Here is a 13,484-nt window from a genome sequence, read left to right on the forward strand (position 1 = left end):
CGCTCGGCGCGGCTGTGCCTGTGGCTGCCCGCGCCCACGGCGGCGCTGGCGGCGGGCGTGCTGCTGGCCGGGGCCTACGCGCTGTTCAGCGGCTGGGGCGTGCCTGCGCAGCGCACGGTCACCATGCTCGCCGCCGTCGCGCTGCTGCGGCTGGGCGGGCGGCGCTGGCCCTGGCCGCACGTGTGGCTGCTGGCCTGCGCGGCCGTGGTGCTGGCGGACCCGTGGGCGCTGGCACAGGCGGGTTTCTGGCTGAGCTTTGTCGCGGTGGGGGTGCTGTTTGCTAGCAATTCAGTAGCTGCTAGTGCAATCAGGACGGGCACTGGAGGCCATTTTCATGCTTTATGGCGCGAGCAGCGCACGGTCACGCTGGCTTTGACGCCGCTCTCGCTGCTGCTGTTCGGCCAGGTGTCGGTGGTGGGCTTCGCGGCCAATCTGGCGGCGATTCCATGGGTGACGGTGGTGGTCACGCCGCTGGCCCTGGGCGGGGCGCTGTGGCCGCCGCTGTGGAGCCTGTCGGCCCTGGCCTTGCAGCCGCTGGCCGCGCTGCTGCAGTGGCTGGCGCAGTGGTCGTGGGCGGTGGTCTTTGTGCCCGCCGCGCCGCTGTGGGCGGGCGTGGCGGCGGTGGCAGGCGGCGCATGGCTGGCCCTGCGCCTGCCCTGGCGCCTGCGGCTGCTGGCGCTGCCGTTGGTGTTGCCGCTGCTGTGCTGGCAGCCTGCACGGCCCGCTGCCGGGCAGTTCGAGCTACTGGCTGCCGACATCGGCCAGGGCAACGCCGTGTTGGTGCGCACCGCCGCGCACACGCTGCTGTACGACGCGGGCCCGCGCTTCAGCCGCGAGAGCGACGCGGGCCACCGCGTGCTGGTGCCCCTGCTGCGCGCCCTGGGCGAGCGTCTGGACGTGCTCATGCTCAGTCACAGCGACGCGGACCACACCGGCGGCGCCGCAGCCGTGCTGGCCCAGCAGCCGCAGGCGCGCGCCATGGGCTCCATCGAGGCCGACAACGCGCTGCAGGCGCAGCGCCCCGTGCAGCCCTGCCTGGCGGGCCAGCGCTGGGAATGGGACGGCGTGGCCTTCGAGCTGCTGCACCCCCAGCCCGGCGACGCCGCCCTGGCCGCCAAGCCCAACGCCCTGAGCTGCGTGCTGCGCGTGCGCGCGAACGATGGCGCCACGGCCCTGCTGGCGGGCGACATCGAGGCCCCGCAGGAGCAGGCCCTGGCCGCCCGCGACGCCGCCGCGCTGCGCGCCGACGTGCTGCTGGCGCCGCACCATGGCAGCAAGACTTCGTCGTCCGCCGCCTTCCTGGACGCCGTGCAGCCGCGCACCATCCTGGTGCAATCTGGCTACCGCAACCGCTTCGGCCACCCCGCGCCCGAGGTGCTGGCGCGCTACGCCGAGCGCGGCATCGGGGTGGTGGAGTCGCCGCGCTGCGGGGCGGCCACGTGGTCCACGGCACGGCCTGACGCGGTGGCGTGCGAGCGCGCCACCCAGGCGCGCTACTGGCACCACCCATTGGAGTAAACCCGAGCAGGCGCACAACTTGCTATTCTGTGGTTAGGAGGCCTGTTTTTCATGCAGAAATTTGACGAGATGTACGCCATGCTGCCTTTCGATGGCAGCGATGTGCGGGAGCACTACAAGCGCTATGCGCAGTGGTTGAGTAAACAGCCCCCTGACGTGATGCTGTCGCGCCGCGCCGAGGCCGAGATGATCTTCCGGCGCGTGGGCATCACCTTCGCCGTCTATGGCGCCAAGGACGAGGACGGCGCGGGCACCGAACGGCTGATCCCGTTCGACCTGATCCCGCGCATCATCCCCGCGCACGAATGGGCCAGCATGCAGCGCGGCCTGGTGCAGCGCGTGACGGCGCTCAACCGCTTCATCCAGGACGTGTACCACGGGCAGGACATCATCCGCGCGGGCATCGTGCCGCAGGACCTGATCGTGGGCAACGCCCAGTTCCGGCCCGAGATGGCGGGCGTGGACGTGCCGGAGAACATCTACGCGCACATCGCGGGCATCGACATCGTGCGCGCGCCCGACGCGCAGGGCAACGGCGAGTACTACGTGCTGGAAGACAACCTGCGCGTGCCCAGCGGCGTGAGCTACATGCTGGAAAACCGCAAGATGACGATGCGGCTGTTTCCCGAGCTGTTCAGCCAGCACAAGGTGGCGCCCGTGGCCCACTACCCCGACCTGCTGCTCGACACCCTGCGCGCCAGTGCCCCGGCGGGCGCGGTGGACCCCACGGTGGTCGTGCTCACGCCCGGCATGTACAACAGCGCCTACTTCGAACACGCCTTCCTGGCCCAGCAGATGGGCGTGGAACTGGTCGAGGGGCAGGACCTCGTGGTCAAGGACGACTTCGTCTATATGCGCACCACGCGCGGCCTGCAGCGCGTACACGTCATCTACCGCCGTGTCGATGACGACTTCCTGGACCCGCTGGTCTTCCGCCCCACGTCCACCCTGGGCTGCGCGGGCCTGATGGCCGCGTACCGTGCGGGCAACGTCGCCATCTGCAACGCCGTGGGCACGGGCATCGCCGACGATAAATCGGTCTATCCCTACGTGCCCGAGATGATCCGCTTCTACCTGGGCGAGGAGCCGATCCTAAAGAACGTGCCCACCTGGATGTGCCGCAAGCAGGACGACTTGCAGTACGTGCTGGACCACCTGCCCGAGCTGGTGGTCAAGGAAGTGCATGGCGCGGGCGGCTACGGCATGCTCGTCGGCCCCGCCGCCAGCAAGGCCGAGATCGAGGACTTCCGCCGCGCGGTGCAGGCCAACCCGGCGGGCTACATCGCCCAGCCCACGCTCAGCCTGAGCAGTTGCCCCACGTATGTGGAAAGCGGCATCGCGCCGCGCCACATCGACCTGCGGCCCTTCGTGCTCAGCGGCAAGCAGGTGCAGATGGTCGCGGGCGGCCTGACGCGCGTGGCGCTCAAAGAAGGCTCGCTGGTGGTCAACTCCTCGCAGGGCGGGGGCACCAAGGACACCTGGGTGCTGGGCGAGCCCATCGCAGCCGCCAGCCAGACACAAAGCCAATCGCAAAGCCAATCGCAATCGCAAACGATGCAAACGCAAACGCAAGGAGGGCTCTGAGATGCTGAGCCGCACTGCCGACCATCTGTTCTGGATGTCCCGCTACACGGAACGAGCGGAAAACACCGCCCGCATGCTCAGCGTGAGCTACGAGACCTCGCTGCTGCCCCAGGCTGCCGACGTGGCGCTCAAGGGCTGGGAGGGGCTCCTGTCCATCAGCGAGCTGATCCCCGCCTACGCCGCCAAGCACGGCGACGTGACGCCCGCCGGTGTGCTGCAGTTCATGGTGGGCGACGACACCAACCCCTCGTCCATCGTGTCGTGCCTGCGCGCCGCGCGCGAGAACGCCCGCGCCGTGCGCGGCGCACTCACCACCGAGGTGTGGGAAACGCAGAACCAGACCTGGCTGGAGCTGCACCGCCAGCTCCAGGGCGGCGCCTTCGAGCGTGACCCGGGCCAGTTCTTCGAATGGGTGAAGTACCGCTCGCACCTCTCGCGCGGCGTGGTGCTGGGCACCATGCTGCAGGACGAGGCCTTTCACTTCCTGCGCCTGGGCACCTTCCTGGAGCGGGCCGACAACACGGCGCGGCTGCTGGACGTGAAGTTCCACGCCGTCAAGAACGACTTCTTCGGTCGCGCCAACGAGCGCAACCAGGAGAGCGACTTCTACCACTGGAGCGCCATCCTGCGCAGCGTCTCGGCGTTCGAGGTCTATCGCAAAGCCTACCGCGACGTGATCACGCCTGGCCGCGTTGCAGAGCTGCTGATACTGCGCGACGACATGCCGCGCTCGCTGCACGCCTGCATGCGCGCGGTGGTGGACAACCTCGCCGTGCTCTCCAACGAACAGTCCGCCGAGACGCGCCGCCGCGCCGGGCGCCTGCTGTCGGACCTGCAGTACGGTCGCATCGACGAAATCCTGGCCACCGGGCTGCACGCCTTCCTCACGCAGTTCCTGGACCGCGTGAACGACCTGGGGGCAGGCATCAGCCGCGACTTCCTGGTCGCCACGACCGATTGAGCCGTTGGGGGCGGCTGCATGGCGCTTTGCGTGCCATGGTGACGCCGTCCCTTCATCCTGGCCTGGTTTTCCTGCGCCCCAGTGTAGGGACGTGTCGCACTGCCTTGATGCGGTTGGAAGCGTGCTTTCTGCGTCCAATATGGGCATGAATATTGCGAAAGCAAAACCACCCTGCCGGTAACGCAGCCTGCAGATCAAAACATTCTCCGCTAACGATGGCGGAACCCCAGGCGGGCCGGGTTTCGGCGCGGCCCGCCTGCAGTTCCAAACCACACCCGTGCCGGCACGACGAGTGAGGCGCCCTGCGGAAGCCCCCACGCCATCCTGCTTTCGCCCCTCGCGCGCGGCCCGGTCATTGCAGGACCACGATCATGGTGAAGATTGTTCTCATCGGCCACGGAATGGTGGGCCACAAGTTCCTTGAAAGCCTGGCGGAGACGGGCCTGGCGGGCGCGCAAGTCACCGTGCTGTGCGAGGAGCCCCGCGCCGCCTACGACCGCGTACACCTGTCCGAGTTCTTCAGCGGCAAGTCGGCGGATGAGCTCTCGCTGGTGGAGCCGGGCTTCTTCGAGCGCACGGGCTTTTCGCTGCGGCTGGCGACGCGCGCGGCATCCATCGACCGGCGCATCCGCACCGTGACCACGGTGGATGGCGAGGTGATCCCCTACGACAAACTGGTGCTTGCCACCGGCTCCAACCCTTTCGTTCCGCAGGTGCCGGGGCGTGACCGGGCGCATTGCTTCGTCTATCGCACCATCGAAGACCTGGAGGCGATGAAGGCGTCGGGCGCCAAGTCCCGCTCGGGCGTGGTGGTGGGCGGCGGCCTGCTGGGTCTGGAATGCGCCAAGGCGCTGCGCGACATGGGGCTGGAGACGCACGTGGTGGAGTTCGCCCCGCGCCTGATGGCCGTGCAGGTGGACGAGGGCGGCGGCCGCGTGCTGCGCGCCAGGATCGAGGAGCTGGGCGTCCACGTACACACCAGCCGCAACACGCAGGAGATCACCGACGGCGCGCGGGCGCGCCACCGCATGAAGTTTGCGGACGACACGTACCTGGAGACGGACATGATCGTCTTCTCCGCCGGCATCCGCCCGCGCGACGAGCTGGCGCGCCAGTGCGTGCTGGCCATCGGCCCGCGCGGCGGCGTCGCCATCGACAGCGCCTGCCGCACCAGCGACCCCAACGTCTATGCCATTGGCGAATGCGCGTCGTGGAACGAGCAGACTTTTGGCCTGGTCGCGCCCGGCTACGACATGGCCCGCGTGGCGGCGCGCCACATTGCGGGCGAGGCGGACGCGGCCTTTGTGGGCGCGGACATGAGCACCAAGCTCAAGCTGATGGGCGTGGACGTGGCCAGCATTGGCGACGCGCACGGCAAGACGCCGCACAGCCGCACCTGCCAGTACGTGGACGAGCGCCGCCAGGTCTATAAAAAGATCGTCATCAGCGAAGACGGCAAGCAGCTGCTGGGCGCTGTGCTGATTGGCGACGCCAGCGAGTACGGCACGCTGCTGCAAATGGCGCTCAACGGCATTGCGCTGCCCGAAGACCCCGAGTTCCTGATCTTTCCGTCCAGCGACGGCAAGGCCAGGCCCGGCCTGGGCGTGGAGGCGTTGCCCGACACGGCGCAGATCTGCTCGTGCAACAACGTGAGCAAGGGCGCCATCTGCGCCGCAGTGGGCGAGGGCGCCTGCACCGTCGCCGAGATGAAAGCCTGCACCAAGGCGGGCGCCACCTGCGGCGGCTGCGTTCCCCTGGTCACGCAGGTGATGAAGATGGAGATGGCCCGGCGCGGCATGGCCGTCAACAACCATATCTGCGAGCACTTCGCGTATTCGCGCCAGGAGATCTACCACCTGGTGCGCGTGGGGCAGATCAAGACGTTTGACGAACTGCTCGCCAAGCACGGCAAGGGCCTGGGCTGCGACGTGTGCAAGCCCGTGGCGGCCAGCGTGTTCGCGTCGTGCTGGAACGAGTTCGTGCTCAAAAAAGAGCTGGCGGGCCTGCAAGACAGCAACGACTACTACCTGGGCAACATCCAGAAGGACGGCACCTATTCCGTGGTGCCGCGCATGCCGGGCGGCGAGGTCACGCCCGACGGGTTGATCGCCGTGGGGCAGGTCGCCAAGAAGTACGGCCTGTACACCAAGGTGACGGGTGGGCAGCGCCTGGACCTGTTCGGCGCGCGACTGGAGCAACTGCCGCTGATCTGGGACGAACTCATCGCCGCAGGCTTCGAGTCCGGCCATGCCTACGGCAAGTCGCTGCGCACGGTCAAGAGCTGCGTGGGCAGCACCTGGTGCCGCTACGGTGTGGGCGACAGCGTGGGCCTGGCCGTGGAGCTGGAGAACCGCTACAAGGGCCTGCGCTCGCCGCACAAGATCAAGTTCGGCGTGTCCGGCTGCACGCGCGAATGCGCCGAGGCGCAGGGCAAGGACATCGGCGTCATCGCCACCGAGAAGGGCTGGAACCTCTACATCTGTGGCAACGGCGGCATGAAGCCGCGCCACGCCGAGCTGTTCGCGTCCGACCTGTCCAAGGACGAACTCGTGCGCCTGATAGACCGCGTGCTCATGTTCTACGTGCGCACCGCCGACCGCCTGCAACGCACCAGCACCTGGCGCGAGAACCTGGAAGGCGGGCTGGACTACCTGAAGGACGTGCTCATCCAGGACAGCCTGGGCTTCGCCGCCGAGCTGGAGGCGCAGAAGCAGCACGTGGTCAACACCTACCAGTGCGAATGGAAGACCGCCGTGACCGACCCCGAGACGCGCAAGCGCTTCCGCTCGTTCGTCAACAGCGACAAGGCCGACGAGAACGTGCTGTTCGTGCAGGAGCGCGGCCAGATACGCCCCGCCCGCGCAGACGAGCGCGCGCAGGCAATGGCTGCCGTCATCCCCATCCGCCGTGCGGCGTGAAGCCCCTGGAGACACACCCATGACCGAGCCTGTGACCTGGACCGACGTGTGCGCGGTCGATGACATCCTGCCGGATACCGGCGTCTGCGCCCTGGTCGGCGGCCGCCACGTGGCCGTGTTCCGCCTGGGGGCGGATCGCTACTTCGCCATCGACAACGTGGACCCGAAATCGGGCGCCAGCGTGCTCGCGCGCGGCCTGCTCGGCAGCCTGGGCGACCGCATCGTGGTGGCATCGCCTCTGTACAAGAACCACTTCGACCTGCGCACCGGCGAATGCCTGGAAGCGCCCGAGCAGTCCGTGCAGGCCCACGGCGTGCAGGTGCAAGGGGGGCGCGTGCGTGTGGCGCTGTCGTAAGGGGGTGTGGTGATTTCAAGCAAAATCGGCCTCTAGCGCTTATGCAGCAAGCACAAGAAGCTATAAAAACAGGAGTATTTACCGTCCCATGGAACCTGCGTCTCCCCTGACCGTCTCCCATCTCGTCCTGCGCTCCAAGCAACTGGAGATCGACGCCGTGCGCCGCCTGGCCCGCAGGGCCGAGCTGGTGGACGTGGTGGGCCAGCTCATCCAGGGCCTGCAGCGCGAGCGGGGTGCGACCAGCATCTATCTCGCATCCCAGGGCCAGCGCTTTGCCGACGCGCGCCGCCGCATCATGGACGACGTGGCCCCGCTCGACGCGCGCCTGCGCGCCGCCCTGGCCGACCACGCCGAGCCCGCGCAGGGTGCCACGGCCAAGGCCCTGTCGCTGATGGCCTGGGCCCTGCTGGGCATGGACGCGCTGCCCGCGCTGCGCGCCCAGGCGGACCGCCAGGCCATGACTGCGCACGACTCCGTGGCCGCGTACAGCCACCTCATCGCGGGGCTGGTGGAACTGGTCTTTCACGTGGCGGACGGCGTGGGCCTGCCCAGCGCATCGCGCCTGCTCGTGGCCTTGCTGCACCTGGTGCAAGCCCAGGAAGAGGCAGGCCAGGAGCGGGCCGTGGGTGCGCTGCTGTACGCATCGGGCCAGAGCGCCGACGAGCACCAGCAGCGCCTGCTGCACCTCATCGACGCGCAGGAGCGCAGCCTGCGGGTGTTCACCGAATTCGCCGAGCCCGCGCTGCGCGAGCGCTGGGAACAGCAGCAACTGGCGCCCGGCGCGGCCCAGCTGGAGCGTCTGCGCCGCACCCTGTGCGCGGCCCGCCCCGGCGCGGCGCTGGACAGCGACCTGAGCGACACCTGGTTCGACTGCTGCTCCGAGCGCATCGACCTGCTGTGGCAGTTGCAGCTGGAGCTGGTGCAGCGCCTGCGCGACGACTGCGATACGCACATCCGCGCGGCGCAGCAGGACCTGCAGGACTCCAAGGGGCTGCTGCAGAACCTGCGCAACAACCCGCCGCATCGCACGCACTCCGTGGACCGCTTCTTCGACACCGTCACCCCGGTCGCCGCGCCAGCGCCTGAAGCCCCCGCACACGAATCCGCCGCATTGCTGGACCTGCTGCAGGCCCAATCCGCCCGCATGGCCCGCATGGAAGCGGAGCTCGAAGCCGCCCGCCGCACCCTGAACGAGCGCAAGGTCATCGAGCGCGCCAAGGGCGTGCTGATGGCGCGGCTGGGCCTGAGCGAGGAGGTGGCCTTTCGCCTGCTGCAGAAAACGTCCATGGACCAGAACCGCCGCCTGCTCGACGTGGCCGAGGCCACGCTGTCGCTGCCCGACATCGCCTTTGCGCGGCGCCCATGAAAAAACCCCTGACTCTTGCGAATCAGGGGTTTTTGTGTGGTGCCGGAGAGATGAATCGAACACCCGACCTTCTCATTACAAATGAGCAGATACTTGTATTCGCTTCTGTTGATCGGTGTGGGTACAATCAATGAAATCAACATGTTATTGAAATTCCAATCCGACAGACTGTTGATTTTCACAGGTATGTATTCGGAAAATTCCCTTACATCCGCCATTACATCGGCAGGATGTAAGTTTCAGGGGGGTGCATGGCAAAGGTTCCGTTCACTGCTGGCAGGGTTGCTGGGTTCAAGTGCCCGCCGGACAAAAAGCAGGCTTTCCTGTGGGACGCGACTTCGCCGGGGCTTGGACTGCGAGCGACCCCGAACGGGGCTCCTGCCTACGTGTTTCAGGGCGCGTACCAAGACAAATACATCCGCGTCACCATCGGTAGCCCCGCCGTTTGGAGCATCCCGCAAGCCCAGGCCAAGGCCCGCGAGCTGGCCCGCCTGATTGATGAGGGCACCGACCCGCGCACACCAAAGCGCGATGCCCTGGCGGCTGCAAAAGCACAAGAGCAAGAACGGGTCGCCCAGGTGGCCCAGGCCGCCCGTGAGTCCCTTACCGTGGGTGCAGTCTGGCCGCTGTATCTGGAAAACGGAAAACCCAAGCGCCGCGATGCGTGGAAGCCGCGCTACCGTGCCGACCTTGAAGCCATGGCCGCCCCAGGTGGCGAGCCGAAAAAGCGAGGGCAGGGCATCACAAGGCCGGGGCCGCTGTATCCGTTGCTGGCGCTGCCGCTGGCCGCCATCAATGAGGATGCGCTGAAAAGCTGGCATGACCGCGAAGCCATCGCCGGAAAGCACCAAGCCGCCCGCGCCCTGATGATGTTCCGGGGCTTTCTGCGCTGGTGCGCTGGCCGCCCTGAGTACCGGGGCCTGACCGACCGCGACGCGGGCAAGGCTGCCGCCATCGTGGAGAACCTGCCCAGCACTACCCGCCGCACTGATGCCCTTGAAGCTGCCCAGGTGCCCGGCTGGTGGGCTGGCGTGGAGCAACTGAACAACCGCACCGCAAGCGCCTACCTGCGCGCCCTGCTGCTGACAGGTGCCCGCCGTGAAGAACTGGCCGCGCTGACGTGGGCGAACGTGGATTTTCAGTGGCGCAAGCTGACCATTGCCGACAAGGTGGACAGCACCCGCACCATTCCTCTTACGCCCTACCTTGCCCAGCTACTGGCGACGCTGCCCAGAGTGGGGCCGTTCGTGTTTGCCAGCACGGGCAAGGCTGGGCGCATTACGGATGCCCGCGCAAGCCATGCCCAGGCCCTGCAACACGCGGGCATTGAACACCTGACGTTCCACGGGCTGCGCCGTTCCTTTTCGCTGCTGGGAGAGGCGTCAGGGGCACCCGCCGGGGCCATCGCGCAAGTGATGGGGCACAAGCCCAGCGCGACCGCTGAGGGCTACAGGCCGCGCAGTGTTGACGCCCTGCGCCCGTTCCTTGCGCAGATAGAGGCCCATATCCTGGCGCTGGCAGGGGTGCAGTTTGTGCCCCAGGCCGAGCCGGGCAAGCTGAAAGTGGTTACAGCATGAAATCGCAAAAAAGAGATAATGCAGAGACTTGGACGGTGGCGCTTCACCCGCAGGCCGAGCCGGAATTGCTGGCGCTGCCCGCTGACATGCAGGCCCGCTTTCTGCACATCGCGGAGATGCTGGAAACCTTCGGCCCGCAGCGCGTGGGCATGCCGCACATCCGCCCGCTGGAAAGCAAGCTGTGGGAGATGCGCATGCAGGGCCGCGACGGCATCGCCCGCGCCGTGTACGCCGCCATCCAAGGCCGCCGCCTGCTGGTGCTGCATGCGTTCGTGAAGAAAACGCAGACCACGCCCCGCAGTGCAATCGAAACCGCCTTGAAGCGACTGGAGGCCCAAGCATGAAAACGCTCAAAACCCTGAAAGCCGAGCTGATGGCCCGCCCCGGCGTCCGTGCCGAGTACGAGGCCCAGGCCGATGAATTTGCGATGGCCCGCGAGCTGATTGCCGCACGCACCCGCGCCGGGCTGACGCAAGCGGACGTGGCCGAACGCATGGGCACCACGCAAAGCACCGTCGCCCGGCTGGAAGGCGGCAAGGCCACGCCGTCCCTGCGCAGTGTGCAGCGCTACGCCCAGGCCATCGGCTGCCGTGCCGTGGTGCGCCTGGAACACGCCTGACCGTTTCGCCCCAGCTAGGCCCGCCTCGAAACCGGGCCTAAAAGCCAGACCTCCCGCTGGCCTGCTGGGGCACCTATTGAGGGAGCAGCATTCGGGAGGATGCGCTGATGAACACGCGCCAGTACGACACCGCCCCGCCCAATCCCGGGCAAACCGAAGCAGGGTTTTACTGTGTCCTTATTGACCTGGGCAACTGGGCAGCACTGCATGAGGTGCAGCCCAGCGAGGCCGCTGCGCTGCTGCTGGGGTACAACCCGGACAAGTCGGATAGCACGGGCGCAGATTTTGTGATGTTGGGACGACGCTTCGCAGACCATGCCCAAAAGTACCCCGAGCCGCGCAGGCTGGCCCAATGGTGGGCGCTGGCGCTGGGGTGGAAGAAGGCAGACCAGCTTCATGGCATACGCCTTTCTCCTGACTTGGGGATGGCGATTGAGTATCTGGACGCGAAGCATTACCCCGCACCCGAACCAGCACAGACCCAAGAGGCCGCAAGAAAAGGCACGTCCGCCAAGCTAACCGATGCGCAAAAGGACGAGATTGTGGAGCTGTACAACCGTGGGCGCGGGATGACTGTCAATCAACTGGCAAAGCGGTATGAAGTGGCCCGACCCACTATTGATAGGGCACTGATAGCCGCTGGCGTGAAAGTGAAGAAGACCGTGACGAAAGACCGAGGCTGATGGTTACCGGCTCATTTTTCAGCCGGTAATGCGCCGCTTCAACGTCGGCTCAATTTTGAGCCCACGAAGGTTCCACCCGGATTACAAGTCGGATTGGGCGGCTGGCCCTAAGCCTGTCAGCCCTGCATCGCGCAAGCAAGGGGCTATGGCCACTGGATGGAGAACCCCTGTCGGGGGCCATCCATCGAGAACAGCAAGGTGCGCAAAACATCCCGCCCCAGCAATCCACTGACGCCGATATGCACCTGAACAATCGGCCCGCGCCTGCCGAACTGGCCGCTGATGAAAGGCACTATCCGAGGTCACGAGAGAAGTGCGCCGCCGCCTGATCTTCGGCTACCCGCTTGACCAGCGCGCCCCCCAGGCCGAAGCGGTCGTAGGCCCATTCCAGCGCATCGTCCAGCGAGGGGAAGAACTTGCCTGCATCGGCACCCCGAAGAACGACGTACTGCCCTTCATGGGTGGCAAGCATTTCCGCAAGGCGTTGTTGATAGACCTGGGTTTCAGCCTGAAGCACTGTCATGGGTTTGGCATCGGATGGGTTTCAGATGAAAAGCATTCAAAGATGATAGCGCCCGACACGTCATGAAGTGATTGATTTTGGCTAACTAGTCGCGTTACACTGCCCCCAAGCCGAAAGGCCCGGTGTGTGAAGACACCATTGGTTCAGAGGTTGCAGCCCCCACCTGAAAGCGGGGCTTTGTCACGTCCAAATTCTGGGGCTGGTGCGCCTGCATCCCCCGCATGGTTTCGGGCGAGATGCGCCTATCCGCGAGGACGGCGGCACGGCTGAACCCGTGTCTTCAACATCTCGCCCACCCGATGCGTGTGAAGACGCAAACGGTGGTTTCTCTGTCTCGTTCAGGAGCCAAGACCATGACCGCAACCACTGCGCGCACCGCCGCGCCCACCCACGAAAGCAAATCTGCTTTCATCCCCGCCGACGGCCTGCAATCCGTCCTCGCGGCATTCAACGCCGCCAACTTGGCCGCCAGTTATATCGAGCGCGGCAACCTGCCCGCCGCCCGACGCAAGCTGGTGCAGGCCATGGCGTCCATCAACCAACTGCAAGGGGTGTGACCATGAAGACCCCGAACAATGCCGCTCAGGCGGGCGCAGCCGTGCGCGCCATGAACGCGCTCAACATGGCAGACATGAAGGTGCAGGACATTGAAAATCTTGCCGATGCCACTGTGTTAGCCGTTCGTGCCATGCTGGCAGGGCCGGATAGCGGCGCGATGCGCGTATCTGTCATGACCCTGGTGGAACACCTGGCAGACGAAACATTCAGGGCCATGAACGACATCAACAGCCGGGCCGAGGATTGCGGCTGCCAGTTCACGGATGAGCAGTGGCACAGCACGCATAAGGCACTCTGCGATGCTGTTCGCGCCAAGGTCGAAGGGGGTGCAGCATGATCCGCCGCGCCGACGATTTCGAGACCCTGACAATGGCCCTGGCCCATGCCCGCGCCATGGTGTACATGACCTACGGTGAAGGCGGCGAGGTATTCCGCCGTGCTACGGATGAACATCAAGACAGCTTCCTGTGGGCACTGAGCGAGCGCATTGATGCCGCCTTCGCCGCCGTGAAGCGCTTGGAGCAAGGGGGGGCAGGTATGAACTGCAACACCTGCGCCCACGCCCATTCACCGCTGCCTGATGGCTGGCACCACTTGGACTTTTTCGACCGCCGCGCTGTGGTGGGACAGCTTTCCGTCCGGTTGGACTGCAAGGCCAGGTGCGACGATGAAAAACCCTGTCTGAAGCCATCCCCAGCGCTTGGCGGCCTCAAATCTGAAGTGCAACACCCCTTCAAAATTGAGGCCCCATGACAAAGAACACCTACGAACAACTGAGCGAGATGGAGCGCCATGCGATAGCGCTGGGGCTACAGCAAAAGC

14 protein-coding genes are annotated in these 13,484 nt (G+C 66.3%); 13 read left to right on the top strand and 1 reads right to left on the bottom strand.

The window, feature by feature from the left end; genetic code table 11:
• From QM569_RS03760 to QM569_RS03805, 10 genes are all read left to right on the top strand, one after another.
• The coding region (locus QM569_RS03760; RefSeq protein WP_414985890.1) for a DNA internalization-related competence protein ComEC/Rec2 at positions 1 to 1,518 on the top strand (1,518 nt) is incomplete at its 5' end.
• Between the two features lie 51 nt (positions 1,519 to 1,569).
• The gene (locus QM569_RS03765) at positions 1,570 to 3,102 is read left to right on the top strand and encodes a circularly permuted type 2 ATP-grasp protein (RefSeq protein ID WP_414985891.1); all 1,533 of its coding nucleotides are present in this window, start codon (positions 1,570 to 1,572) and stop codon (positions 3,100 to 3,102) included.
• A 1-nt stretch (position 3,103) separates the two neighbouring features.
• Positions 3,104 to 4,063, top strand: a complete 960-nt coding sequence (locus QM569_RS03770) for an alpha-E domain-containing protein (RefSeq protein WP_414985892.1) — start codon at positions 3,104 to 3,106, stop codon at positions 4,061 to 4,063.
• Between the two features lie 374 nt (positions 4,064 to 4,437).
• Entirely contained in the window at positions 4,438 to 6,981 is a 2,544-nt protein-coding gene (nirB, locus tag QM569_RS03775; RefSeq protein WP_414985903.1) for a nitrite reductase large subunit NirB, read from the top strand.
• Positions 6,982 to 7,000: 19 nt separating this feature from the next.
• The gene (gene nirD / locus QM569_RS03780; protein ID WP_414985893.1) at positions 7,001 to 7,336 is read left to right on the top strand and encodes a nitrite reductase small subunit NirD; all 336 of its coding nucleotides are present in this window, start codon (positions 7,001 to 7,003) and stop codon (positions 7,334 to 7,336) included.
• Between the two features lie 88 nt (positions 7,337 to 7,424).
• The gene (locus tag QM569_RS03785; protein WP_414985894.1) at positions 7,425 to 8,702 is read left to right on the top strand and encodes a nitrate- and nitrite sensing domain-containing protein; all 1,278 of its coding nucleotides are present in this window, start codon (positions 7,425 to 7,427) and stop codon (positions 8,700 to 8,702) included.
• Positions 8,703 to 8,953: 251 nt separating this feature from the next.
• On the top strand, positions 8,954 to 10,279 hold the full coding sequence (locus QM569_RS03790; protein WP_414985895.1) for a tyrosine-type recombinase/integrase: 1,326 nt from the start codon (positions 8,954 to 8,956) through the stop codon (positions 10,277 to 10,279).
• Positions 10,276 to 10,623 (top strand): type II toxin-antitoxin system RelE/ParE family toxin, encoded by a 348-nt coding sequence (locus QM569_RS03795; RefSeq protein ID WP_414985896.1) that lies wholly within the window; start codon positions 10,276 to 10,278, stop codon positions 10,621 to 10,623. Before QM569_RS03790 ends, QM569_RS03795 begins: the two co-directional genes overlap by 4 nt.
• Positions 10,620 to 10,898, top strand: a complete 279-nt coding sequence (locus QM569_RS03800; protein WP_414985897.1) for a helix-turn-helix transcriptional regulator — start codon at positions 10,620 to 10,622, stop codon at positions 10,896 to 10,898. The genes QM569_RS03795 and QM569_RS03800 overlap by 4 nt, the downstream gene beginning before the upstream one ends.
• A gap of 107 nt (positions 10,899 to 11,005) precedes the next feature.
• Positions 11,006 to 11,581, top strand: coding sequence for a hypothetical protein (locus QM569_RS03805; protein WP_414985898.1), 576 nt, complete (start codon positions 11,006 to 11,008; stop codon positions 11,579 to 11,581).
• Between the two features lie 292 nt (positions 11,582 to 11,873).
• Here the strand turns inward: QM569_RS03805 and QM569_RS03810 are convergent, their stop codons facing one another.
• Entirely contained in the window at positions 11,874 to 12,104 is a 231-nt protein-coding gene (locus QM569_RS03810) for a hypothetical protein (RefSeq protein WP_414985899.1), read from the bottom strand.
• A gap of 353 nt (positions 12,105 to 12,457) precedes the next feature.
• Here QM569_RS03810 and QM569_RS03815 point away from each other — a divergent pair, with 353 nt between their 5' ends.
• Genes QM569_RS03815 through QM569_RS03825 form a run of 3 tightly spaced genes read left to right on the top strand, consistent with a single transcriptional unit; the run spans position 12,458 to position 13,415 of the window.
• Positions 12,458 to 12,661 carry a hypothetical protein gene (locus QM569_RS03815; protein ID WP_414985900.1) on the top strand — a complete coding sequence of 68 codons (204 nt, stop codon included), beginning with the start codon at positions 12,458 to 12,460 and terminating at the stop codon, positions 12,659 to 12,661.
• A 2-nt stretch (positions 12,662 to 12,663) separates the two neighbouring features.
• Entirely contained in the window at positions 12,664 to 12,999 is a 336-nt protein-coding gene (locus QM569_RS03820; RefSeq protein WP_414985901.1) for a hypothetical protein, read from the top strand.
• Positions 12,996 to 13,415 carry a hypothetical protein gene (locus tag QM569_RS03825; RefSeq protein ID WP_414985902.1) on the top strand — a complete coding sequence of 140 codons (420 nt, stop codon included), beginning with the start codon at positions 12,996 to 12,998 and terminating at the stop codon, positions 13,413 to 13,415. Before QM569_RS03820 ends, QM569_RS03825 begins: the two co-directional genes overlap by 4 nt.
• Positions 13,416 to 13,484: the final 69 nt, after the last annotated feature.

Origin of the sequence: Acidovorax sp. (genome assembly GCF_047607405.1) — a bacterium.
Lineage (GTDB): Bacteria > Pseudomonadota > Gammaproteobacteria > Burkholderiales > Burkholderiaceae_C > Acidovorax.